Origin of the sequence: Mucilaginibacter gossypii (assembly GCF_900100945.1) — a bacterium.
GTDB classification, from domain to species: Bacteria; Bacteroidota; Bacteroidia; order Sphingobacteriales; family Sphingobacteriaceae; genus Mucilaginibacter; species Mucilaginibacter gossypii.
The window spans coordinates 144,910-166,158 of sequence record NZ_FNCG01000004.1 but is presented as its reverse complement, the minus strand read 5'-3'; the positions used below and the strand labels follow the sequence as shown (position 1 = coordinate 166,158).

The following is a 21,249-nucleotide window of genomic DNA, read 5'->3' as shown; positions in this document are numbered from 1 at the left end:
CAAAAGTATTTAGATTTTTCCCCGAAAGCTAACCAACAAAAACCGGCACCGCACCTGTCGCCCGGAACATTGCCCTAATTCATAACCACCGAACTTGCGGGCACTTCATCAGCATGCGAAAACGAGCGCGTGAAGCCCGCCTTGTAATAAGGCAGCTTTTCGGTACGGTTTTGCGCCTTTAAACTTTGGTACATGCCCAGCATCGACCAGCCGTTACCCGGGTTACGTTCCAGGTCTTCGCGGAAAACTTTTTCGGCCTGCGGGTTATAATCGGTTTTGAGCAGGTAAGCCCCCAGGAACTGTCTTGCCGGGATAGGCCACTCGGCAGGCTCCGAGTAAATCATGTTATCTTCTGTTTGCACTGCTTTTTTTAATGCCGCCATACCATCATCAAACTTATTGCGGCCAAGTAAAATAGCACCATCCAATATATTTTCGGCAACGGTGGCGCCATCCAGTGCGATATTAAAAGGAATATGCCGCTGTTTTAAAGAGGCATCATTAAGCCTGCCACGCAATAAAGCAAGCTGGGCCACGGCCGAATCCTGCCCGCCCGTATACAGAAATGCCATTCCGCGGGCAAAATGGTATAACACCCGCGCATAGGCCCAGTCGCCATTGGGGCCAACGCTGTCTTTCAGCAGTTCGTGCCATTTGCCAAGGCGCATCATGGTAAATACAGGCATCATGTACAGGTATTGCGAATAAGTATCGCCTGCCGAAGGTTTTACAGCATTGCGGCAGCGTTGGGCCGCTTCCATTCCCCGCTCGTACATAGCCCCGTTAAAGGCACAAAGTGTTTCGACAGCGTAAAAGTGAGAGTTTATTTTTGTGAGCTTTAAATTGGGCGCCAGGGCGGCATAAGTAACAATACATTTTGCTGCTTTTTCATTAACGTCAACGCCCTGAAAATATAAACCATTGCGCTGATAAACATGACTGGCCATATGCACCATATGCCCGATACCGGGGAACAACCTTTTTAAAGCCCCTGCATTGGGCAGCGCGGCGCCGGGGTTACGCGAAGCCTCGGTTAAGTGGATATAATAATGCAGCGCCGCCGGGTGCTCCGGATTGGTATTTAAAACGCCTTTGCACAAGGTAACCAGTTCGGCTGTCCAGGGTTTATCGGTACCGTCGGGCGCCCAAAAATCCCAGGGGTGAATGAGCATTACCGCGTCGATATACAGCATCTTAAGGTCGGCATCGGTTGGGTAAGCCTGCATCAGTTTCTTCAGATCCTGTGCATAAGCTTCATTATCGCTTGCGTTGGTGCCACCATGCGGGTAACGAAGGTTCATCGCCGCTATCAAGGCTTTTTCCTTTTCGGGAGCGCTGCCGGCAACGGCGTTCATTTGTTTCAAAACAGCAGGCAAACCGGCGGGCGCAACATACGGCCCGCCTGCGTTATAGTAAGGGCCCAGGCTTAAAGCCTGCCCCCAGTAAGTCATAGCGGCCGAGGGGTCAAAGCGCGACGCTTCTTTGAACGAGGCAAATGCCTCCTTCATGTGGTAGCTGTAATACATAGTTAAGCCCTGGTTAAAGTAAAACCGGGCGCTATCGTTACCGGTAGCTATAACATAGCTGTGATGTCCCCAACCGGGTAAGCGCTGTATAAATTTGCCATTCCCCGCCGTATCTGCATCCTGCACTATACCCGATCCGCACATTACCGGGATTACCGGTTTTGTTTTGCCCGATACTTTTAATTTTTTTCCCTGGAACGCAAACAAATAGGTAGCGAACAACACCACAGGGAACACAAATAACAGCGATACCTTTTTCATGTTCGACTTTTTTAAATGAGGACTATAATTGGCAGGTATGAAAACCTATACTAATATAAGGTATTGTGAGGAGGAATGGATGAGGGAATTGAATTGGGTTGGATAGTATATTTTGTTGAGCCGAAGGCAGATAAATGTAAATTAAGAAGTAGCGGTGAAATTTATATTATTCTTAAATCTTAACCCGTGAAGGGTATTAAAAATGACGGCATCCATCATAAAAACAAAGGACCGGCTTCACCGGTCCTCTGAATAGCATACCAAAGCAAAATTTACTTAAGCGTAAATTACATCCAGTGAAATAGGCACATTCAAGGCTTTGGAGATGATACAATTTGCTTTTGCACCTTCAGCAATTTCTTTAAACTGCTGCTCACTAAGACCCTCAATAACAGTGGCTTTCAGGTTTAAAGCTATAGCTGTTATACTTAATGCCTGCATATCCAGGTCAAGAATGGCGTCGGTAGTCAGATCCCCAGGGATATAACCCGCCTGTGTTAATGCTGCGCCAACCGCCATGGTAAAACAACCGGCATGGGCCGCTGCAATCAGTTCTTCAGGATTGGTACCTACGCCTTCGGCAAAACGGGTTTTGAAAGAATATTGTGTTTTATTTAATACGGTGCTTTGAGTAGTGATCTCGCCCTTACCATCCTGTAAGGTACCGTTCCAATGTGCATTTGCTGTACGTTTCATGATTTTGTTTTTTGTTGTTGTGTCTTCCGACAGAACAAAAGTACTGTTGTCAATCGCATGAAATTTTAACCTGGGTTAAAATTGGAATGGAGGATTATCAGGGGATTGTCAAGTGTTTTGAAGTGGCTTGTTGTTCAATTTATCTCACTAAATCACAGTGCTGGTAATCAAACCATTACCTCCGTCGAAATTCAGCTCTATAAACTCAACGCCTGTTTATCAGGTCTTTCTCCCATTTTTCAAACATCCTCTTCTCAAAATTATCCAAACCTTTAATCCTGAATAACCCGAGCAGGAGTAAAAACAGCGTTGCTCCGATGGTAAATGATCCGCCAATCCATGCAAGCTTATTACCATTCCGTTTTTCAAACGACTCGTAAACAGGCGAAAGCATTGTTTGCTCTCCTTCAGCAACATCATCGCGCGAGTTTATGGCCGCCTCGTAGTTGGATACCTCACCATCATTAGGTAAGCGGGCCAGGTATATAAATTTGTTTAACGGCTTGTATTTAAAAGCTGTGTCGCAATCTTTTGCAAACTGACTGAAATAGGAATTCTTTTCACTCGTGGATAAACTATTGCTGATAGTTTTGTGGTATTTAAAAACAAACCACGCGGCAGGCTCTATTTTCGGGATTATAGGCTTTATCTTAAATTTATAACTCCGGGTTACAACCGCTAACGCGCCGTATTTACCGGCATCCCCATATTTAGGCATTACCATAGTAGGATTGACATAACGCATCATCATTATCGAGTCGGCAGGTAATTTTTTTAAAAACAACATATTGCGCAGCGTATCATTAATGATCACCAGTGTTTTAGGGTTTACCCTTTTTCGCATAGCAGCTATCTTGCTGGTATCGGGGAAAATACGGTCAAAAACCGGAACCGCGGCATAAGCATCCATATTAAAATCTGCATTATTTTTACCACTAACAGAAAATATAACCTTAAAGTGGGCCATATGCTTGTTAGGATACTTCTGTTTAACGGTATAGTACTTAGTCTGCGGCACATAATGTACCTCGCTTATGCTATCCAGACGTGTTAGCTTACCGGTAGCTGATTCAAGATAATTTTGTGCGATACAGATAGGTACAGCAAATGTAAAACCGCCTACCATTAACAAAATAGTTATTGGATCACGACTGGTTGCTTTATATGCCTTTAATTGCCTCAACTTAGGAAAAAGCAAAAGCTGTGGCAAAACAAGACCTACAATACCGGGGATAAGAAAATCGGCATCTTTATCTTTCAGCGTAAAAACATTAAACCTGATAAGCAGCAGCCAATGCAAAAAGGTATAAATAATTATGATGCAAATGCCTATAAAAACAAGGGGTAAAAAAATGTACTTAAACTTGGCTTTGAACTGGCGCATGTAAAGTTCAGGTTGTGATCAATAAGTTTTAAATATACTGAACGAAAAATTACAGGCAAAAAATTGTTCTGATTTATGAAACGCTCGCGGTAGCGTCGCCGTGACACACGCCTATCCCCTTAAAATAAGGCAATAAAAAATTTTCAGAAAAAATTGCGTAACCCAGAAGTTACTTATACATTTACGTAACTTTAAAGTTACCCATTTTAACAAGGCCTGTTAAATAATGAATTATTCAACTTAAAGATCAAAAAAATGACAACTACAGATTTCACAACAACCTTATTGGTAAACCAAAGCCCTGAAGAAGTTTTTGATGCGTTAAAAAATGTCCGGGGATGGTGGTCAGGCTTGCATTCGGAAATATTTGAAGGCAAGTCGGAAAAACTTGGCGACGAGTTTTCATTCTTTGCCGGCGACGGAGCGCACTACACCAAACAAAAACTTGTTGAATTGGTCCCCAACAAGAAAATAGCCTGGCTGATTACCGATAGCAAACTAACTTTTACACAAAACCAAACCGAGTGGACCGGCACCAAACTTTGCTTTGAAATTTTTGCGGAGGGCGATGCCACAAAAATTGTATTCACCCATGTTGGACTGGTACCAGAATTTGAATGTTATCACGCCTGCGCACCGGCATGGACACAATATATCCAGGAGCGGTTGTTAAACTGGATAAATACAGCTGCAGCAAGCAAAACAGTGTCAGCGGCGCAGTAATGCGTAATCTGGTATATCTGTTTTCATATCATTGGCTCGCACATGTGGCAAGCCAATGATATGTTTTTTTATACAGTGAGTAAATTTATACATCCACTGGTCGAAGTTTAGCGACAGCGTAACTTCGTCCTAAAATGAGTTAAGCTTTCAGCTTAACTGGCCTTACCGATCAGTGCATGTAAGGGCCATCATTAGTACCAACAGCCGATCTCGATGGAAAAAAACTTCCTCCGTTTATCTATCTTTGAGAAACAAATAACCTTATGACAATAAAGTTAAGCGACTTCTTCCCTAAGAAATCAGTAGATGAGCCGGCATTGGAACTTGACGACCCAAGATGGTCAACCTTAGAAGGCGGTTACAGAGGAACATTATATGATGCTTCAATAGCCTTGAAGAAACTTGAACTTGCAGACAATAAACAAACTGTTAACCAAATCTATCAAGAACTATGGAACGAGCTACACCATCAGGGGGATGTTGGCTTGGCATCATATTATTCGGTTCCTCTTTTGGTTCGGATATCGCTACAAAAACAAATTGTAGACTATAATATACTTGGACTGATTTCGGTTATCGAAATACAAAGGCATAAGAACAATCCTCAAATACCAAACTCGCTAAAACCAAACTACAATAAAGCGATTGAAGATTTAGCAGATCTTGCGAAGCTTGCTATGAATCAATATTGGGATTTGGATTTAGCAGCAACGGCATTAACAGCTATTGCATTAGCTAAGGGGCAAGTAAAGTTGGCAAATGCTATTCTGAATATGGATAGTGAAGATACCATAGATGAGTTTCTCGAATCCTATAGTTAGCCATTGGCGATATATTCCTTGATACAATGAAGAAAAAACTTTGTGGCTTAGAATTTAATATAGAGAATATAGAGCAGATCATTAACATGGGCGGCCCATGGATTTGCTCTATATACCTCGAAAACCATTTAATTTCAGACCATTGTGTTATCGACAATATTTTAGAAGATCCTTCCTTTAAAAGAGTTTATTTCGTTAAATATCACTGTACCTCAAAATGGAAATCAGATAACTTCTTTACTTTGAATTACTTTTCGGTTAATGATAATGAGATCTATCAATCAAAACGAAGATTTGAAATGCTCTATCTTAAAAAACTTTTGAATCAGGAAAGCATCGAGATATTCTATGCATTCCATGACAAAAACCAAGATAGAAGAGATGTCTTCGCAGTCTCTGAACAATTTGATATAATATCAGAATATTTGAAATGACCTTAGCTTTTCTGAAAGCTTACAACCAATGTCAGTGTTCAATTTTTCAAAAACAGGGTGTTCAACATTTTACGAGCCAAAATTACAACCCACTGACTATCAATACCAATCTGTTCAAAACAGCGAATAGATGATTTTACAGACTTTATAAACAACTGATTATCAACAACAATAAAATCCCAAAAAACAACAAGTGTTCACACCTTAAAAAATTGAACACCTGCTAATCAAGCTTAAATCCGAAATCGAACATCCGAATTCCCAAATCAAAAAATTACTCCATCATCAACCTCCGGATCAGCTCCGCGCTCTGGGCTTTGCCCTCTTCAAGCCGGTGACTAAAGAATGCCTGCGTATCGTTAAAGTGTTTCTTATATCCCTCCATATCCCCATATCCAATAATAGCCGACCATTCCCTCACCGCCGAGTGAAACTCCAGGTCGTCGCCGCGGATGGTTTTATCGTACAGCGCTGTTTCCAATGATTCTTCCAGCAGCTCTTCGTTCTTGAAAAGGTATTCGGCAATGCCCAAACGCAGGCGGAAGGGCGGGGTTTGGCAAATAAGGTTATCATACGGGTTAACGCCGAGGTGGTACCAGGCATCAACCATGCTCAGGATACTGAGGTGCGAGTTTGGCTTTTGATGATCGGCATGCTGTGACAGCGAAAACTCCTTCATCACGGTATCATTAAGCATAATAGGCTTGCGGCTTTCGTGAAAAACAAAGTCGCGTGCGCGATAAAGGCGTTGCTTAAATGCATCGGCCTCTTCCTTGATCATCAACTTAAACAACTCCGACTCCGATTCGGCATAACGTTTCACCTGCTGGCGGGCATACGGGTTGAGGATGGCCAACCCGGCGTAAACGTGGGCCTTATAGCTGAAGATGCGGAGGGTGGTCAGGATCTTCACATTATCTATCCCCCCAATATATGAAGCGTTTTCCCAGGGGAAAAATCCGGCCGATTTCCAGGCCGTGCCCATGCTCTCAAAACCAACGTGGGTAACGGCCTGGGTATCGGCTACGATGCGGTCGTGCTCGTGGTAGTCGGCAATTTCAACTATATTGCTGCCAATGGCTGTAAACAGGTCATACATGCGCTGGTAGGCATCGGGCGTTGAGCGGTGCGGGATCAGGATGAGGGTTTGCCCGGCGGGTTCAAACCCCGGGCCGTGCATCCCATGAAAGGTAACTATCTGGGCATCGGCAGGCAGGTGCTTTTCAAAGGTGGCAATCTCCGGGGACTTAACCGAAGTTTGTCCGGCCACAATGGCACCGTATTTGGTTGAAGGGCCATACTCAGCAACCACGCGCTCCATGCTATCGGCCTCAACCGAATAGATGATGAGGTCGTTGATACGGGCAACATCGCTGCCGTGATCCATAACGGTGATGCCGTGGGGCGTAAGCTCTTCTTCAAGCTTTTCACGGTTGGCCGGCAGGTCGCAGCCCGAAACGGTGTAACCAGCCTTTGCAAAAGCCTTTGCGTAAAGGCGGCCCATATCGCCTAACCCAATAATACCTATATTCATGCCGCTAATATAACTATGAGTAGGTTAATTACGTACGAAAGCTTATTTTAGCCTCAAAAACGCAGGGTGTATATAATAAAAACCGTAAACATCCTGTTTTGTTAATAGCATATACCTAATTTTACATTTGATGAACAAGCATTTACTACTTACGATAACGGTTTTAATAGCGATGATAACGGGCAGTGTTGCGGCAACTTTTGCACAGGACAGCACCAGGAAAAAAACCGCTACCTTAAAGCCCAATGCTATTCCGCCAATTGTAAGATCGAGCCCGGCAGCGCTTAAAAATCCGGCTGCAACGCCGCAACAACCGGCTAAATCTGCTTATACCCTGCCCAAAATCAGTGCTGCTGCCGATTCGGCCCTGCAAAAAGATAAAAGCCTTAATGGCCAGTACAAATACCTGCTCAGCAAACTATACCACTATCAGCAGCCGCTGGTTGCCGCCCTGTGGAAAAACATGAAGGATACCCTCAACACCGAGCGCCGCCAGCTTAAAGAGGCCCGGGCCAAACTTGCCGAACAGGGTAAAAATATTGAAAGCCTTAAATCTGACGCAAGCAGTAAGGAGCAAGCCCTTAATGAATCAAATGCCAAACGCGATGAGATAAGCCTATTAGGCATTCCGTTTACTAAAGCAACATACAACCTGGTAATGTGGGGCTTGGTTATTGTTTTTGGAGTGGTTGCCGTTATCGTGATAGCCCGCTCGGGTGCACACAGCCGCGAAGCCAAATACCGCATCAAGCTTTACGAAGAGCTTGACGAAGAATACAAAGCCTATAAAGCTAAAGCCAACGAAAAAGAAAAGAAACTTGCCCGCGAACTTCAAACCGAACGCAATAAGCTTGATGAACTGTTAGGCAGAGGGTAATTTTTTTGATTTCGGAATTGAGATTTTCGATTTCGAATTTTTTATCGGCAACTTAACATTTATTGATTTTATTTGTCATCTTGAGTGATAGCGAAAGATCTTCTTGACTTTGCATAACTGCTATACAGGACGAAGAAGATGATTCACTATGTTCAGCATAACAAAATATTAACGCCTACTATGCCCAACACCAACCTGCTTTCCCTTATAACCCAACTACGTTCCATTGCCGATACAGGTCTGCTATACGCCAAAAACGAATACGATATTGAACGTTACCAGGAACTGCAACACCTGAGCACTAAAATGTTTGATGAGGTAAGCGGCTATGGTGCAGAAACCATCAACCTGCTATTTCCACAGGCAACGGATTACCCTACTGCCAAAGTTGATTTACGCGGCATCCTGCTATCGCCGGATAATAAAATCTTGCTGGCCAGGGAGAGCGGAGATGGAAAATGGTCGTTACCTGGTGGATGGGGCGATATAGGCTATACACCTAAGGAAACCATAGTAAAAGAGTTTTGGGAGGAAACCGGCTTGCAGGTTACTGCCGACAGGCTGCTGGCCGTATTTGATAAAAAAATGCACCCACACCCGCCACAGCCTTTTTATGTATATAAAATGGTTTTCTACTGTAAAGCCATAACCACAGAAATTAATAAAGGCTTTGATGTGCTGGATGTGCAGTATTTTGACATCAGCAATCTGCCCCCACTATCGGAAGACCGGATCCTGAAAAGCCAGATAGAACTACTCTACCAAAAGATCATTACTAACGATATCAGCGTTTGGGCAGATTGATTAATGCTAACTGCGCCAACTCATATCTAACCCAAACTGTTACTGCAACTGTCGCTGCTACTAAAAAACTACTCCTTCAAATCAGGCAGCGTACGTTTATCAGCCGGTAGTGCCAGATACTTCTTGTACGAATCATTGATATAAACCGCCATGGAAGGGCCGTTGTTATTTTTGACAAACTCGTATGAAGGCCTGTAAATAGTCATGAAGTTCTCCAGCTCCTGTCCGCGCAGCGGGATAATGCTTTGTACGTAATTCATGGTAAACACTTCGTCAACATGGCGTTCTTCTTCCTCGTGTTTAAAGTACTTTTTAAGGCGGCGGGCATCTTTTGCCTCCTTGCTAAACCACGATGTAGGTGATAGCGGATAAACTTTAGCGCGGGTATACACTTCCGGATACTCTTTGTGAGCGTCAAATGTTTCGCGTTTGGCGCTGATATTAACCTGCCTCAGGGCTATGGTTTGGGCAACCATCTCTATTTTCTTATTGGTAAAATCGGTTACATATAAGGTATCTGATACATAACCCGGAGAGCTAAAAATCAGGGTGTGCCCTGTTTCTGTACGGATAGTGAAATTACCTTTACTATCGGTAAGTGTCATTTGCCTGTTTTGGTTGTCTCGCACAAAAACATCGCTCATTTTATTGTTTTTGCCCAACTCAACAACAGTCCCTTTTACAGTGGTTTGAGCATTTACGGTATAAGCCCAAAATAGCAAGGCAGATAATATAAGGTATGGGTATTTCATAGCAGATTATTTGAGCTGTAAATTAAACTTATTTTTTGTTCCAAAGGTTTTCATTTTAACACTTTTTCACCGCTGCGCTAACTTAAATGACAAAACACTGAATCAGCTCATAATATAGTGCAAAAAAAACGCCCCATCAAATTGATGGAGCGGATGGCAAGTCATTATTGTTGTATTATGTCCCGGTATCGTTTTACTCAGGATTTAGGTTAATATCGGTTAACTTTAAAATCAGAGATCCCACCACTCATATGGATCAGGATCCTGTTTTTTGCGGCATCAAAGCCATCGGTTTCGTAGTCGTTATCACTCTTTTTACTAAAGCCCTCAAACTCGTTTGATGAGAGGCCGGTATTGGAGGTGATACGGCATGCAGCACCTTTTGGTACCCTTATAGTAACCTCAGATGCACCGGTTGAAACCTCTATATTAGTATTGGCAAGAGGGGCTCCAAGCTTCACATCAAACGATGCTGCACCGCCCTTTAAAGATAAGCTTTTTATTTTAAATTTTGAAAGATCAAAATTTAAATCTGTTGCACCTGTAGTTACGTCAATATCCCAAACCGGATTGGTGTTTAATTTGATGTCGGCCTTGTTGTTTTTGCGGTCGTCGGAGTCAAAATGAAAACCTTTATTATTTTTCAAATTAAGGTTAAGCACATATACCGAATCATCCTTACTATGGTTAAAGGTATACTTACCGTAAAGTTCCTGCGTTTGGGCATTGAACAAATCGGCAGTGCTATCGCTTAAATTATAAATGGTACCGCCGCCGCTGATGTTAAGGCGGGCATGTTTAATATCCGCAGTATACTCCTGTTTAAAAGTTTTATCGCCGCCTATTTTAACCACACCCTGATCGGTGTTGGTGGTATCGCTGTCGTCGTCATTGTTATAATCATCGCTGTGGAAGGTCCATGCATTTGGCCAAAAATGGTAGCGTTTGCCAAAGTTGCCAAATACCAGCAAGGCAAAGCAGCCTACTACAACCGCCAGCTTCAGGATAGTAGCTAATGGCGACCGGTTGCCTGCAAATACCAGGCTGATACCCCCCATTATTAAAAATATAGGCCATAGGTACAGGAGGTTCATCCAGTCGAAATTTATTACGTGGAAGTTATCCAGCAGGAATACCACTCCCAACAATACCAGGATCGCGCCCGGAACAAGTTTATCGCTTCTCATAATATTATATAGTTGGAGGTGTATCTTTTGTTTCTGTTTCTTCTTTTGCAGGTTCGGCTTCCGGAGCGTCCGTTACCTCGTTAGCATGCCAGTTTTGTTTTTCCCATGGCTGTTTTTTTATTCCTGAAATTATCAGGGCAATACCGGCGCCTACCAGCATTACGGGCCAAAGGCTTTCAAAATCCCAGTCGGGCATCAGGTCAAGCTCGTTAAGCAGAAATATCGACCCTAAAAATATCATCGCCACGCCAAATATTAACCCAACTGTTGAAGCCTGCTTTTTAGGAGGATTTACAAATGGCGGAGAATTGAAAGGCCGGCCGGCAAATTTCGGGTCGTAAAAGGGCCCTGATTGTGGGGCACCTGTAAACGGGTTGTCCTGCGGAGGTACCCTGTAATCAACGCCGGGGGTAAAGTCAAAACCTTTCTTGGGCAGTACTATCCACAATACTATATATATAGGTAAGCTAAAGCCCTTTAAAATAAGGGCAACTAAAAATGCAGCCCTGACAACTGCCACGTCCGTGCCGAAATGCTCAGCAAGGCCCGCGCAAACACCGCCTATTACCTTTCGGTGTTCATCGCGATGAAGTTTCTTTTCCATAATTTATGTTCGTTTATGTTTTAAGTTGATTTATCATAACTGGCCCGGCGCAGGTTTGATGATGATTTCGTCGACATTGGCGCCGGGGCTCATCCTATAAATATTGATGATTGCCGATGCTATGTCTTCGGGCAGCACCATGGTGTTTGGGTCAACCACCGCGTCTTTCCATGAATCCGTTAACGTTGATCCGGGAATTACGGCGGTAACTTTTACACCATGCTCCTGCATCTCGAGCCTCATTACTCTTGTTAGACCTAACAACGCATACTTTGTTACACTGTAACTCCCCGCTTGTGGTACAGGGTTTATTGCGGCTACCGAACATATATTAAAAAAGTGTCCGTTACGCGCCTTTGCCATAGTTTTACCAAAATAACGGTACAACTCATAGGTCGGCATCAGGTTGGTATTCATCTGAATTGGAAGGGTATCCTCATTATCATCCAATATACTTGCGGGGATGAACGTGCCCAGGTTATTTACTACAACATCAATAAAACCAAGTTCGTTCTCGGCAGCTGAAGCAAACTTCAACAGTTCGGCTTTTTTGCTGCCATCGGCCTTCATAGCAAAAACCTTTACCCCTGCATCAACCTGTTCAAGTTCATCTTTAAAATTTAATAATTCTTGCTCATTCCGCGAACAAATTGCCACGTTTAATCCTTCATTAGCAAAAGCAATTGCAATTGAGCGGCCCATGCCTTTAGTTGAACCGGTGATGAGTACGTTTTTCATGTTGTTAAATTAATTTTTATAGTTAGTGAAGCTTTATGCCCGCAATTTACGTAAGCAGAGTAATTGAAACGCTTATAAAATTGAATTTAAATGACTGGTTTTAACACCTGACCATTTAGGCTTAAAGGTAAAAAGCGTATTTTTAACCGATTTTTTATGCATCTACATGTTTCATAGCTTAGGAAAATATATACTCTTACTGCGTTTAAGTTTCAGGAAACCCGAAAAATTCAGTGTATACTGGGCCGAGATCATGCGTGAGATGGTTTCGGTGGGTATTGGCTCTTTGGGCATTGTTGCTATTATTTCGCTTTTTATTGGCGCGGTAGCTACCATCCAAACGGCTTTCCAGCTTATCAGCGATTTTATCCCCAAAACAGTGGTAGGCGGTATTACCCGCGATTCAACTATCCTGGAGTTTAGCCCTACCATATCGGCACTGGTTTTGGCCGGCCGCGTAGGCTCTGCCATGGCATCGCAAATTGGCACAATGCGCGTTACGGAACAGATAGACGCCCTGGAGATTATGGGTGTAAATGCCCCTGGTTATTTGATATCGCCCAAAATCATTTCCGGTGTTACCATGATCCCCTTACTGGTTATTGTTTCTGTAGGTTTAGGATTAACCGGCGGCTATATTGCCTGTTGGGCATCAAATGATGTATCAACCAACGATTATTTGAGAGGCCTGACCGACGGATTTAACCCGGTTATTGTCACCGTTTGCGCCGTTAAAGCGATATCATTCGGCTTCGTAATTACCTCCATATGTTCATACCAGGGCTTTTATGTTAACGGCGGATCACTTGAGGTTGGCCAATCTGCAACACGCGGAGTGGTGTGGAGCTGTATCATGATCCTGTTTTGTGACCTTATCATTTCACGCCTGTTACTATGATCGAAATACAAGACGTATATAAAAGCTTCGGCGAAAACGAAGTACTGAAGGGCATCACTGCAATTTTCCATCCCGGAAAAAACAACCTGATCATCGGTGGGTCTGGTTCTGGTAAAACCACCTTGCTTAAATGCATTGTTGGGCTGCATGAACCTACTAAGGGCGATGTGATTTTTGATGGCGAGAATTTTACCAATATGAATTTTGAGCAACGCGTGCCTATCCGTACTCAAATAGGGATGCTTTTTCAGAACTCGGCCCTTTTTGACTCCATGACAGTTGAGCAAAATATCATGTTTCCGCTTAACCTGTTCACCGATCAATCAAAAAGCGAAAAACTTGACCGCGCCAACTTTTGTCTCGAAAGGGTTAACCTTGCCGGCAAAAACAAATTATATCCGTCCGAACTATCAGGAGGTATGAAAAAACGTGTGGGTATTGCCCGCGCCATTTCCATGCAACCTAAATATTTGTTTGTTGACGAACCTAACTCGGGCCTTGACCCGGTAACATCTATCCTGATAGATGAACTGATTGCCGAACTTACAGCAGAGTACAGCATTACTACCGTAGTGGTAACCCACGATATGAACTCGGTAATGGGGATTGGCGATCACATCATTTTCCTTCACCAGGGTAAAAAATGGTGGGAAGGATCGAATAAGGAGATAGCCAAAACCGACAACAAAGAGCTCAACGAATTTGTATTTGCCAGTCCGTTTATGCGGGCAGCGAAGGCAACTTTGTAGTTGACGGTTTTCAGTGGCAGTAAGCAGTGTGTGCAGAGTTATCTGCATGTATTTTTATAATAACTATATTTGCAACCAATTTATTGACTGGGGCATGCAAACTGCCAACAGCATACTGCAAACTGAATAAGAATGATCCAATTACTTACCCCAACGCACTGGAAAGATTACGAACTGATTGATTGCGGCGACTTTGAAAAGCTGGAACGTTTTGGGAATATCATACTCATCCGCCCCGAACCGCAGGCCGTTTGGAACAAAACCCTGCCCGCTTCAGAGTGGCAGCGCTTGCACCATATCAAGTTTAAAGGCCGTTCGGCAACATCAGGCGAGTGGTTAAAAAAAGATCCTAAAACTCCCGACCGCTGGCATATCGAATATAAAAACAAGGAAGGCGCCATTAAATTCAGGCTGGGCCTTACCTCGTTTAAACATGTTGGTATCTTCCCGGAACAGGCTGTAAACTGGGATTACATTAGCCAAAACGTTAAACGCTTCAAAACGCCAGATCCTAAAGTACTTAACCTGTTTGCCTATACCGGCGGTGCTTCATTAATTGCGCGCGCCGCAGGTGCCGATACCACTCACGTTGACTCCATTAAACAAGTAGTTACCTGGGCCAATGAAAATCAGGAAATTTCAGGACTTAAAGATATACGCTGGGTTGTTGAGGATGCCCTGAAGTTTGTTAAACGCGAATTGAAACGCGGTAAAAAATACAATGGCATCATTCTCGATCCGCCAGCTTACGGCAATGGGCCAAACGGCGAAAAATGGAAACTGGAAGATAATATCACCGAAATGATGCGTGATGTAACCCAACTGCTCGACCCTGAAGAGCATTTCCTGATCCTGAACACTTACTCTCTTGGATTTTCATCTGTAATAGTTGAAAACCTCATTAAAAGCTCGTTCCCGCAGGTGCAAAACCTCGAAATTGGCGAGCTTTACCTGCAGGCAACAGCCGGGCCAAAACTACCTCTAGGGGTTTTTGGAAAGTTTCATAAAATTAAAAGTAATTAATTTCCAATATCTATCTTTGGCGGCGACCAAACCAACACAATTGCTGCTTTATAAGTAGCTGGAAATTAAATTAATTAAACACGCCTTACATACACCTGCATTATATTGAACGTTAAAACAATGAAATTAAAAACGCTTGTACTATCCGCTACATTTGTGGCATCGGCAGCTTTGCTTTTAAACAGCTGCTCTCAAAACGGCAGCAATGCCAAAACCGACGGTAAAAAAACCGCCGCTGCAGTTAAAGGTGATTCGGCCCAGGCTGAAACAGCAGATACCTTAAGCGTTAAAAAATCTACCTACCCTCCTGTCGATAAAAAGTTGTACGATTCGTTGATGAAATTCAACGCGCACGGTGATACTACAGGCAGATGGCCAGTAAAAAATACACCTTATCCAATTGGTGGAGCTATTTTACCATTCAAACGTGTAGTTGCTTATTACGGTAACCTATACTCAAAAAGAATGGGCATTTTGGGCGAATTGCCGCCAAACGAAATGCTTGCCAAATTAAAAGGCGAAGTAAAACATTGGGAAAAGGCAGATCCTAAAACTCCTGTTCAACCTGCGTTGCATTACATTGCCGTTGTAGCCCAGGGCGATGGCGGTAAAGACGGCAAATTCCGTTACCGTATGCCATTTAAACAGATCGACAGCGTATTGGTACTGGCTAAAAAAGCCCATGCTATTGTATTTTTAGATGTACAGGTAGCTTTAAGCAACATCCGCGCAGAATTACCACTACTTGAAAAATACCTGGAATTGCCACAAGTACATTTTGGTATGGACCCTGAATTTTCGATGAAAGACGGAACTCATCCGGGTAAAAAGATAGGTACTTATGATGCCGATGATATCAACTACGTATCAGACTATCTTGCCAAAATTGTTAAGAAAAATGGCCTGCCGCCAAAGATCCTGGTAGTGCACCGCTTTACTAAAAAAATGGTAACCAACTACAAGAGTATCAAATTGCACCCGGAAATTCAACTGGTAATGAACATGGATGGCTGGGGCGAACCTGACCTAAAAACCGGCACTTACCGCTACTTCATTAACCAGGAGCCGGTACAGTTTACAGGCTTTAAATTGTTTTACAAAAACGACATCAAAAAACCACCTCACCACATGTTAACCCCTGAGGAGGTTTTATCAAGATACAAACCATACCCGATTTATATCCAGTATCAATAAGTCGGAAGTCTTAAGTAGGAAGTTAAAAGTCCTGAGTAGGTAATAATATATTATTTACTCAGGGCTTTTGCATTTAAAGCCATATACTTGAAAAATCAATTTTTGACTTAGAACTCCGAACTTAAGACTTAGAACTATGTTTAAATGGGGCATTATTGGTTGTGGGCGAATTTCGCACAGGTTTATGCAGGGATTTGCAGCTGTTGACGGTGTTGAACTCGTAGCTTCTTATTCCCGCCGGCCTGAAACTGTTGATGCCTTTGTTGCACAATATGGAGGTATAGCATGTAGAAGCATCGATGAATTACTCGCCAGTGATATCGATGCCATTTATATAGCTACGCTGCCTGACAGCCATGCCGCTTACAGCATTGCCGCACTTAAAGCTGGCAAGCATGTGCTTTGTGAAAAACCGGTTACTGTTAATCTTGCCGAACTGGACGAGCTGCTTGCTGTTGCTAAACAAACCGGCTTACTTTTTATGGAAGGAATGAAACCGCCCTTCTACCCTTTATACGGCAAATTAAAAGAATATATTGCTAATGACCCTATCGGCCCGGTGGGTTATGTAAGAGCAGGTTCTGCCGTGGCCGATTGTCCGCCGGGTCATCCAAATTATAATCTTGAACTTGTTGGCGGTAGTCTGATGGGCATTGCCATTTACGAAGCTTTTTTAGCACTCGACTGGCTCGGTCCCATGCAAGATATTCAAACCATGGGCAAGTTTGGTGAAACCGGAATCGATATGTTTGCCATTTTTCAAACACTGCATCAAAACGGTTACGCACAACTATATTGTGGCTTTGATATGCATGGAAAAGGCGACGCGCTAATAGTGGGCACGCTGGGACATATTACCATCCACAAAAACTGGTGGAACCCTGCAAAGGCAACTATCAGCTACCTTGATGGCCGCACAGTAGAACTGAATGAACCATTCATCGCCGGAGGGCTAAATTATGAGATCATCCATTTCTGTGAACTCATAAAGCAGCGCAAAACCGAAAGCCCGATACTGCCACACGAACTGTCGAGACAAATGATAGCTATGATAGATCAGGCGAGGGCACAAATAGGTTTAAAATATCCGGTGGAAAAGTAAAATATATAGTAAACAAAAAATGTCATTGAGCGAAGTGCGGCAATGACATGGGCTTTTAATTTATCTTATCGTTTTACCCCAAAATTAAAATTCCGAAATCCGGTATGCTAATTACAGTTTAGCCGAATTAAGCACGGGGTTTTGACTGGCGTTTACCTGGTAGGTGCAGATAGCATTTTGCTCATCAACTTCAACTATGCGGTAGCCTTTGTATTCAGTACCCCAGTCGCCGCCTATATGCGAATCAAAAAAATGCGGGAGCTTATCGGTGTAGCGTACGCCATCTAACAAATGATCATGCCCGTGAAAAACAGCTTTAACGTTAGGATAAGCATGCAGCAATTGAATAGTTTCAGGACAATCAACAAATACATCATTCTTAACCCATTTGGTAGGTGGGATATGCAGTATCACAAAAACAATTTTTTTGTCGGCAAATTTATCTAACGACACCTTGAGGAAAGCATTATTAGGGCAGGTATAAACACCTTTGGTATCGGCAGTGTGGGCCAGTACGAAGCCTATATCGCCAAACTCTACCGTGTATTTATCTTCATAACCAAAAGCATTCTTCCAAACTGTGGCATCCGCAAAATCATGATTGCCGGGGATGGTATGGTAGGGGACATTTAATTTATCAAGGTATTTTGTTTTGATCTCCGGGAGCAGGTCCGGGCGATTGTGTACCAGGTCGCCGTTCACGATAACAAAATCAAGGTGATTTTTGCTATGATCCTCGTTTAGCCATTTAATCATATTGCCGGTATGTAAAGGAAAATCGGTATCCGGTTGACCGTAGTGGATATCAGAGGCCAAAGCAAACCGCAATTTAAGGTTAGCACCGGTACTACGATTATACTGGTCATTTTCGGCAGCAAAACTGTTAACAGTGGGTAAAAGACTTAAGGCGGCAACACCTGTTAAGGCAGTGCCAAAAAATTCGCGGCGCGAGGTCATAGGCTATTATTTTACGGCAAAGGTAGGCTTGAGGTGTTAAATGAAAGTTAAGAAAACACCTAATTTGACGTGCCCTGTTATAGACCGTATGAAGTTTATTCCAGTTTTAACGGCGGACCTACAAGTTGCATATCATGGTCGTTAAAAATTTTGGCGAGTTCCTGTTTTGTTGGTTCATGATCTAACGCTTGCATTGTTACAAAAAAATCTTCAAGCTTGCCAGCAGGTTGAAATATAACCGTCATTTTTCCTTTTTCAGATACTTGCGTCCATGCATGTGGTACATTTCGGGGTAAAAAAACACTATCGCCTGTACTTAAATGGAACTTATCTTCACCAACCTGGAAGTAGTAGGCGCCATCTAAAACATAAAATATCTCGTCTTGCAAGGGATGCACATGCAATGGAGTACCCCGGCCTTGCGATAAACTTGTTTGTTCAAAAATAGCCAAGTCGCCGTCGGTATCACTGCCAGATACTTTCACATCCATTATATTTGAATTGACCCCTTTTAATTTAATATGCCCATGTATACGGCCTTCTCCCGCACTTATTTTAAATCCTTTGTTTACCCGCATAAATCTCTTTACACCTGTAGAAAAGGATGTTAAAGGCATTGCAGCAAAAGCTAACATGGCAGTAATGAAATTATTTCTTTTCATGGCGAAGCGCTTTTATATCGGTTTATAAAAAGAAACTTGTTAATATCTTACCTTATTGATATAAAAGTAGTTATAATTATTCAGTTACGCTAATCCCTAAATATTCTTACGTAATTGGGGTGCCGTTTTAGTTGATATATACTTGAGGGCTTTAATATTGCCCGCAAACATTCACTGGTTAGATGGGCATATACCGAAAAGCTCGGGGGCCGAGGTCATAGGATATTACTTTATTTATAAACGTTGTCTTGTGATGTTAAATAAAAGTTAAGAAACTATTTGAATCAGAATTTCAGAATGCTTGAATTTTCAGAATTAAACATATCACATTCCGGACATTCTGAAAATTCTGATTCAGACAATTTACCTCAACCCCTTTTCTTTTAAAAACTTCACCAGTGCCGCAGGATGATCAGTTTGCAAACCTTTCAGGCCCACTGCAAGAGCTTTGCTCCAATCCGCAGGGCCTTCACCTGCACTTTGGATATCAGGCCAAACCGGGATGTGATATTCTCCGGCCAAGGCTACCATATCAGCAGTGTATTGGTTATAAGATCCGTCAAGAATATCGGGGTGATACTGATCAATGAAGCTTTTCATGCCGGCAGTATTTTTAACACTATCGGGCAGGCTCAGCATCAGCGGCATTTTCGGTGCAGATTTACGCCAGCCTGTAAACTGAGCCGCGCTGTTGATATAAACCAATACCTGTTTTTCCATACCATACTCTTTGATCATCTGATAAGCCTGTTCGGGGTCTGCAGCCTTAAAATCAAGGTAGATGCCTATCCGGTTTTTACACAATTGCAGAATCTGCTTAAAGGTTGGGATCCGGAATGCCTGTTTACTTGCTGTATCTTTGCTTTTAACCTTTAACTGCAGCAACTCGGCAAGAGTAAAATCCTTCAGTTGCCCTTTACCATCAGTCATGCGGTTGATACTGCCGTCATGCATACTTACCAGTTCACCATCTTTGGTGGTACGCAAATCTATCTCTACATAATCGGCCTCATTTTTTATAGCCTCTCTATATCCTTCAAGTGTATTTTCAGGATAAATGACGTGATCGCCGCGGTGGGCAGCGACTATAAACTTATGCCTTGAAACGGGAGCCGGGTTGGCCTGCCACCCATCACCGGGCAGCAGCCATAGTAACCCTAAAATTGTTAATAGTTGAAAACGCATCGTATTTTATTTTTTACCTGTAACACTATTTATCGCCTCCCCCACTTCATGACTGGCTTTAAAATCAAAGCCCAATAAATTGGCTATGGTTTGAGCCAGTTGCTTATGATAAGTTGTTTCACCTTGTTTCATTTCTCCTGATGCCGGGGTATCCGGGCCAATAACGGCAAACCAGGTTTGCTCTGAATGCAACACGTCCGACCCATGGTCATGCCATTTTTTCATTGGCTCATCACCCCTGCCATGGTCGCAGGTGATGATCAGGGTAGTTTTGTTTTTATAAGCAGGCTCTGACTGGATATAATCCCAAAGTTGTTTTATAAAGCCATCTTCCTGTTTAATACGGTCAAGGTAAAACTTATAATTGCCTGCATGGGCCATATCATCCGGTTCATCAAATGAAACATACAATGCACGCGGCTTATATTGCATCATATAGTTTTTGGCAAACTCAAATGTCAGGAAATCGATCCGCGTTGAATCGCTGATATAACGGGGTGCTTCCAATTGCAGTTCATTCAGGTGTTTCAGGCGGTCATTCATCCCCGCAATTTCTAAAGGCATAAAACCCGCGTTAACTAAAATACCGGCACGCTGAGGGCTCAGGATCTGTGAAAAGCGCTCCCATGATGCAAATGCAGCCACCTTGTTTTCAAAACCTTTTTGTTTGTTCAAAAACTCAAGCACATTCATGTTTGGGTTATAGATACCATCGTTGGTGTTCATCAGCTTATCGGGGAAACCGGTAAATATTTCATTGTATCCCGGGTATGAAAAATGATACGGGTTGGCTACTTCATCCTTGCTGCCCAGATCACGGTTTCCATACAGTTGTCCTTTTTCAACTACCGTGCTCCAAAAGAAAGGCATCAGCAGTTTTCGACGATCGGCTGCGGCCTCCGTCCAGAATTTTTTACGCACATCATTCTTATCATGCGTATCATTTGAGTTGATAATGGCCGAATCGGCACCACGGAAAACTTCCTGCCAGCGTAAACCATCGATAGTGACGATAACTACGTTTTGGGTTTTATGCTGGGCGCTTAAGGCCGAAAACGACAAAGTGAATAATGCAAATAAGATAACTTTTTTCATGGCTTTTGTATTTAATGATAAAGGCCCCTGATTAGCGGGGCCT

The 21,249-nt window shown here is 43.0% G+C and carries 22 protein-coding genes; 10 read left to right on the top strand and 12 right to left on the bottom strand.

Features of this window, described 5'->3' with window-relative positions; translation table 11 throughout:
• Positions 1–74: 74 nt before the first annotated feature.
• The 3 genes from BLS28_RS09610 to BLS28_RS09600 all read right to left on the bottom strand — a co-directional run bounded on the left by BLS28_RS09610 (position 75) and on the right by BLS28_RS09600 (position 3,867).
• A complete protein-coding gene (locus tag BLS28_RS09610) occupies positions 75–1,787 on the bottom strand; it encodes a hypothetical protein (protein WP_091165365.1) in 1,713 nt (570 codons plus the stop codon).
• A gap of 276 nt (positions 1,788–2,063) precedes the next feature.
• A complete protein-coding gene (locus tag BLS28_RS09605; RefSeq protein ID WP_091165363.1) occupies positions 2,064–2,483 on the bottom strand; it encodes an OsmC family protein in 420 nt (139 codons plus the stop codon).
• Positions 2,484–2,688: 205 nt separating this feature from the next.
• Positions 2,689–3,867 (bottom strand): hypothetical protein, encoded by a 1,179-nt coding sequence (locus tag BLS28_RS09600; RefSeq protein ID WP_091165360.1) that lies wholly within the window; start codon positions 3,865–3,867, stop codon positions 2,689–2,691.
• Positions 3,868–4,122: 255 nt separating this feature from the next.
• Here BLS28_RS09600 and BLS28_RS09595 point away from each other — a divergent pair, with 255 nt between their 5' ends.
• The 3 genes from BLS28_RS09595 (at position 4,123) to BLS28_RS09585 (ending at position 5,845) form a co-directional block, all read left to right on the top strand.
• Positions 4,123–4,590, top strand: coding sequence for an SRPBCC family protein (locus tag BLS28_RS09595; RefSeq protein ID WP_091165357.1), 468 nt, complete (start codon positions 4,123–4,125; stop codon positions 4,588–4,590).
• Between the two features lie 263 nt (positions 4,591–4,853).
• On the top strand, positions 4,854–5,411 hold the full coding sequence (locus BLS28_RS09590; protein ID WP_091165354.1) for a hypothetical protein: 558 nt from the start codon (positions 4,854–4,856) through the stop codon (positions 5,409–5,411).
• A gap of 26 nt (positions 5,412–5,437) precedes the next feature.
• The gene (locus BLS28_RS09585; RefSeq protein ID WP_091165351.1) at positions 5,438–5,845 is read left to right on the top strand and encodes a hypothetical protein; all 408 of its coding nucleotides are present in this window, start codon (positions 5,438–5,440) and stop codon (positions 5,843–5,845) included.
• A gap of 274 nt (positions 5,846–6,119) precedes the next feature.
• Here BLS28_RS09585 and BLS28_RS09580 read toward each other — a convergent pair whose 3' ends face one another.
• A complete protein-coding gene (locus BLS28_RS09580) occupies positions 6,120–7,379 on the bottom strand; it encodes a prephenate dehydrogenase (RefSeq protein WP_091165348.1) in 1,260 nt (419 codons plus the stop codon).
• A 130-nt stretch (positions 7,380–7,509) separates the two neighbouring features.
• On the opposite strand from BLS28_RS09580, the gene BLS28_RS09575 reads away from it, so the two are divergent.
• Positions 7,510–8,256 carry a hypothetical protein gene (locus BLS28_RS09575; RefSeq protein WP_143020724.1) on the top strand — a complete coding sequence of 249 codons (747 nt, stop codon included), beginning with the start codon at positions 7,510–7,512 and terminating at the stop codon, positions 8,254–8,256.
• 138 nt (positions 8,257–8,394) lie between these two features.
• Positions 8,395–9,060, top strand: coding sequence for an NUDIX hydrolase (locus BLS28_RS09570; protein WP_218134395.1), 666 nt, complete (start codon positions 8,395–8,397; stop codon positions 9,058–9,060).
• 68 nt (positions 9,061–9,128) lie between these two features.
• Here the strand turns inward: BLS28_RS09570 and BLS28_RS09565 are convergent, their stop codons facing one another.
• The 4 genes from BLS28_RS09565 to BLS28_RS09550 all read right to left on the bottom strand — a co-directional run bounded on the left by BLS28_RS09565 (position 9,129) and on the right by BLS28_RS09550 (position 12,341).
• Positions 9,129–9,812 carry a carboxypeptidase-like regulatory domain-containing protein gene (locus BLS28_RS09565; protein ID WP_091165341.1) on the bottom strand — a complete coding sequence of 228 codons (684 nt, stop codon included), beginning with the start codon at positions 9,810–9,812 and terminating at the stop codon, positions 9,129–9,131.
• 209 nt (positions 9,813–10,021) lie between these two features.
• Positions 10,022–10,999 (bottom strand): toast rack family protein, encoded by a 978-nt coding sequence (locus tag BLS28_RS09560; protein ID WP_091165337.1) that lies wholly within the window; start codon positions 10,997–10,999, stop codon positions 10,022–10,024.
• Between the two features lie 4 nt (positions 11,000–11,003).
• Entirely contained in the window at positions 11,004–11,603 is a 600-nt protein-coding gene (locus BLS28_RS09555) for a PspC domain-containing protein (protein WP_091165334.1), read from the bottom strand.
• 33 nt (positions 11,604–11,636) lie between these two features.
• A complete protein-coding gene (locus tag BLS28_RS09550; protein WP_091165331.1) occupies positions 11,637–12,341 on the bottom strand; it encodes an SDR family oxidoreductase in 705 nt (234 codons plus the stop codon).
• Positions 12,342–12,507: 166 nt separating this feature from the next.
• Here BLS28_RS09550 and BLS28_RS09545 point away from each other — a divergent pair, with 166 nt between their 5' ends.
• The 5 genes from BLS28_RS09545 (at position 12,508) to BLS28_RS09525 (ending at position 17,307) form a co-directional block, all read left to right on the top strand.
• Entirely contained in the window at positions 12,508–13,239 is a 732-nt protein-coding gene (locus BLS28_RS09545; RefSeq protein WP_090529338.1) for an MlaE family ABC transporter permease, read from the top strand.
• Complete coding sequence (locus BLS28_RS09540) at positions 13,236–13,988, top strand: ABC transporter ATP-binding protein (RefSeq protein WP_090529341.1); 753 nt, start codon at positions 13,236–13,238, stop codon at positions 13,986–13,988. Before BLS28_RS09545 ends, BLS28_RS09540 begins: the two co-directional genes overlap by 4 nt.
• Positions 13,989–14,120: 132 nt before the next feature.
• Complete coding sequence (locus BLS28_RS09535; protein WP_091165327.1) at positions 14,121–15,011, top strand: class I SAM-dependent methyltransferase; 891 nt, start codon at positions 14,121–14,123, stop codon at positions 15,009–15,011.
• 120 nt (positions 15,012–15,131) lie between these two features.
• Complete coding sequence (locus BLS28_RS09530) at positions 15,132–16,205, top strand: DUF4148 domain-containing protein (protein ID WP_091165325.1); 1,074 nt, start codon at positions 15,132–15,134, stop codon at positions 16,203–16,205.
• A gap of 136 nt (positions 16,206–16,341) precedes the next feature.
• Positions 16,342–17,307, top strand: a complete 966-nt coding sequence (locus BLS28_RS09525) for a Gfo/Idh/MocA family protein (protein ID WP_091165322.1) — start codon at positions 16,342–16,344, stop codon at positions 17,305–17,307.
• Between the two features lie 111 nt (positions 17,308–17,418).
• Here the strand turns inward: BLS28_RS09525 and BLS28_RS09520 are convergent, their stop codons facing one another.
• The 4 genes from BLS28_RS09520 to BLS28_RS09505 all read right to left on the bottom strand — a co-directional run bounded on the left by BLS28_RS09520 (position 17,419) and on the right by BLS28_RS09505 (position 21,206).
• On the bottom strand, positions 17,419–18,264 hold the full coding sequence (locus BLS28_RS09520) for a metallophosphoesterase family protein (protein ID WP_091165319.1): 846 nt from the start codon (positions 18,262–18,264) through the stop codon (positions 17,419–17,421).
• A gap of 95 nt (positions 18,265–18,359) precedes the next feature.
• Positions 18,360–18,926 carry a cupin domain-containing protein gene (locus tag BLS28_RS09515; protein ID WP_091165316.1) on the bottom strand — a complete coding sequence of 189 codons (567 nt, stop codon included), beginning with the start codon at positions 18,924–18,926 and terminating at the stop codon, positions 18,360–18,362.
• Between the two features lie 363 nt (positions 18,927–19,289).
• Positions 19,290–20,111: a glycerophosphodiester phosphodiesterase family protein gene (locus tag BLS28_RS09510; protein WP_091165313.1), complete on the bottom strand. Its 822-nt coding sequence runs from the start codon at positions 20,109–20,111 to the stop codon at positions 19,290–19,292.
• Positions 20,112–20,117: 6 nt separating this feature from the next.
• Entirely contained in the window at positions 20,118–21,206 is a 1,089-nt protein-coding gene (locus BLS28_RS09505) for an alkaline phosphatase family protein (protein WP_176844423.1), read from the bottom strand.
• Positions 21,207–21,249: the final 43 nt, after the last annotated feature.